4 protein-coding genes are annotated in these 2,825 nt (G+C 61.4%); all 4 read left to right on the forward strand.

From position 1 onward, the window contains the following. Positions 1-515: TlpA disulfide reductase family protein (locus QOC89_RS15370; RefSeq protein WP_323045789.1), on the forward strand; the 515-nt coding region annotated here is incomplete at its 5' end. 194 nt (positions 516-709) lie between these two features. After that, on the forward strand, positions 710-1,165 hold the full coding sequence (aroQ, locus tag QOC89_RS15375; RefSeq protein WP_323045790.1) for a type II 3-dehydroquinate dehydratase: 456 nt from the start codon (positions 710-712) through the stop codon (positions 1,163-1,165). Between the two features lie 76 nt (positions 1,166-1,241). Next, entirely contained in the window at positions 1,242-1,712 is a 471-nt protein-coding gene (gene accB / locus QOC89_RS15380; RefSeq protein ID WP_323045791.1) for an acetyl-CoA carboxylase biotin carboxyl carrier protein, read from the forward strand. Positions 1,713-1,830: 118 nt separating this feature from the next. Beyond that, the coding region (locus QOC89_RS15385; protein ID WP_323045792.1) for a biotin carboxylase N-terminal domain-containing protein at positions 1,831-2,825 on the forward strand (995 nt) is incomplete at its 3' end.

A 2,825-nucleotide genomic window follows, 5' to 3' on the forward strand; every position in this document is an offset into this window, starting at 1 on the left:
TCGCGATCGCCGCTACGGGCGGCGGAGTACTGGCCAATCACTGGCTGAATGGCGACGCCGAAGTGGCCCATGCGGCGCAGCCCGCTTCAACCCAAAGCGCAGTTCAACAGTTGTGGGCCGCGCCGGTAACCAGCGTCGACGGCAAGCCGCAAACGCTAAGTTTGCTTAAAGGCCATCCAATCGTCGTTAACTTCTGGGCGTCATGGTGCGGACCTTGCGTCGAAGAAATGCCCGCGCTTTCTCAACTTCAGCGCGACTATGCGAAGAAAGGCATCCAATTCGTAGGGCTTGGCGTTGATTCGGACAAAAATGTGCAAGCGTTCCTGCAAAAAGTGAACGTGGCCTACCCGGTCTATGTGACCGGATTCGGCGGCGCCGACCTGGCGCGCGCGTTCGGCAATAACGCCGGCGGCTTGCCCTTTACCGTTGTCATCGACGCAAAAGGCAACATCCGCTCGACAAAATTAGGGCAAATCGACCCGCAAGCGCTGAAACAGACGCTCGACGCGCTCTAGATTTCACATTCGGTTGACGATCAGATAGGGGCAAAACGCGCGAAATTACGCGCAAATCGCCGAAATTTGAGAGAAGATGGGGGCCCGGAGCAGCGGCAAAAAGCCGCCGCGCCCGTTCCGAACGCGCAGGAAACTAGACAAGTTTCTCTAATCAGCGCTAAAGTGCGGCCAATTCCACGGAAAAAGAAGCGACCATGACGCGATTGCTGGTACTGCACGGCCCGAACCTCAATCTTCTCGGCACCCGGGAACCCGAGGTCTACGGTCGGGTGACGTTGCCGCAGATCGATCAGGCATTGGCGGACCGCGCCGCGGACGCAGGTGTCGAACTCGCGTCGTTCCAGAGCAATCATGAAGGCGCGCTGGTCGATCGCATCCAATCCGCCCGGACTGAACACACCGATTTCATACTGATCAATCCCGCCGCGTACACGCATACCAGCGTTGCCATTCGGGATGCACTGGCGGGGGTCGGCATCCCGTTCGTCGAGATTCATCTGTCGAACGTACATCGCCGCGAACCGTTCCGGCATCACTCGTATTTCTCCGACCAGGCGGAGGGCGTGATTTGCGGCCTCGGCTGGAAGGGGTACGTATACGCACTCGAATTCGCGCTCGACCGGCTTGCCGCCGGTTCGTCGCGCGGCTGATTCCAAACACGTCCAATTTGAGCCGGGTACTGCGATTGCACGCGCCGGCACTTTACGCATTGAAAGGGGCTTCCTGATGGATCTACGTAAACTGAAAACTCTGATCGACCTCGTCTCGGAGTCCGGTATTTCCGAACTCGAAGTGACCGAAGGCGAAGGCAAGGTCCGCATCGTCAAGAATGCGCCGCCGGTTTACGTGCAGCCGTCCGCTTCCTATGCGCCGCAGTACGCCCAGCCGGCTCCTCTCCCAGGCGGTGAAGCCCCGGCCGCCGCGGCAGCCGCACCGGCTACCCCGGCCGCCGCTGCGCCGCAAGGCCACGTGGTGACCTCGCCAATGGTCGGCACGTTCTACCGCGCGCCGTCGCCGGGTGCGGACCCGTTCGTCCAGGTGGGCGACACGGTCAAGGAAGGCCAGACGATCTGCATCATCGAAGCAATGAAGCTGCTCAACGAAATCGAATCGGACAAATCCGGCGTGGTGAAGGAAATCCTCGTCGAAAACGGCCAGGCGGTCGAGTACGGCCAACCGTTGTTCGTGGTCGGCTAACGCGGCACGCGTTGCGCCTGCCGCCCGCGCGCCTGCCCTGCCGAGGCGCGCGACCGATCCTCTGAGGCAGCCTGAGTTGTAATCAACCGGGCGCCTATTGATGAGTCGAAAACCCGCTATGTTTGAAAAAATCCTCATTGCCAATCGTGGCGAGATCGCGCTTCGTATCCAGCGCGCCTGCCGCGAACTCGGCGTCAAGACCGTCGTCGTCTATTCGGAAGCCGACAAGGAAGCCAAGTACGTGAAGCTCGCCGACGAGGCGGTCTGTATCGGCCCGGCACCTTCGAATCTGAGCTACCTGAACATGCCGGCGCTGATCAGCGCGGCAGAAGTGACGGACGCCGAAGCGATCCACCCGGGCTACGGCTTCCTGTCGGAAAACGCCGACTTCGCCGAGCGCGTCGAGCAGTCCGGCTTCACCTTCATCGGCCCGCGCCCGGAAACCATCCGGATGATGGGCGACAAGGTGACCGCCAAGCAAACCATGATCAAGACCGGCGTGCCGTGCGTGCCGGGATCTGAAGGCGCATTGCCGGAAGATCCGAAAGAGATCGTGAAAATTGCCCGCCAGGTCGGCTACCCTGTGATCATCAAGGCCGCCGGCGGCGGCGGTGGCCGCGGCATGCGTGTGGTCCACACGGAAGCGGCGCTGGTCAACGCGGTCAACATGACGCGCGAAGAAGCCGGCCGCGCCTTCGGCAATCCGCAGGTCTACATGGAGAAGTTCCTGGAGAACCCGCGGCACATCGAAATCCAGATCCTGGCCGACTCGTTCAAGAACGCAGTCTGGCTCGGCGAGCGCGATTGCTCGATGCAGCGCCGTCACCAGAAAGTGATAGAGGAAGCGCCGGCGCCGGGCATCGCGCGCCGCCTGATCGACCGCATCGGCGATCGCTGCGCGGACGCCTGCAAGAAGATGGGCTATCTTGGCGCGGGTACGTTCGAGTTCCTGTACGAAAACGGCGAGTTCTACTTCATCGAAATGAACACGCGCGTGCAGGTCGAGCATCCGGTGACCGAGCTGATCACCGGTGTCGACATCGTGCAGGAACAGATCCGTATCGCGGCCGGCGAGAAGCTCGCGTTCCGTCAGCGCGACATCGTGTTCAAGGG

The organism is Paraburkholderia sp., from assembly GCF_034668105.1.
Lineage (GTDB): Bacteria > Pseudomonadota > Gammaproteobacteria > Burkholderiales > Burkholderiaceae > Paraburkholderia.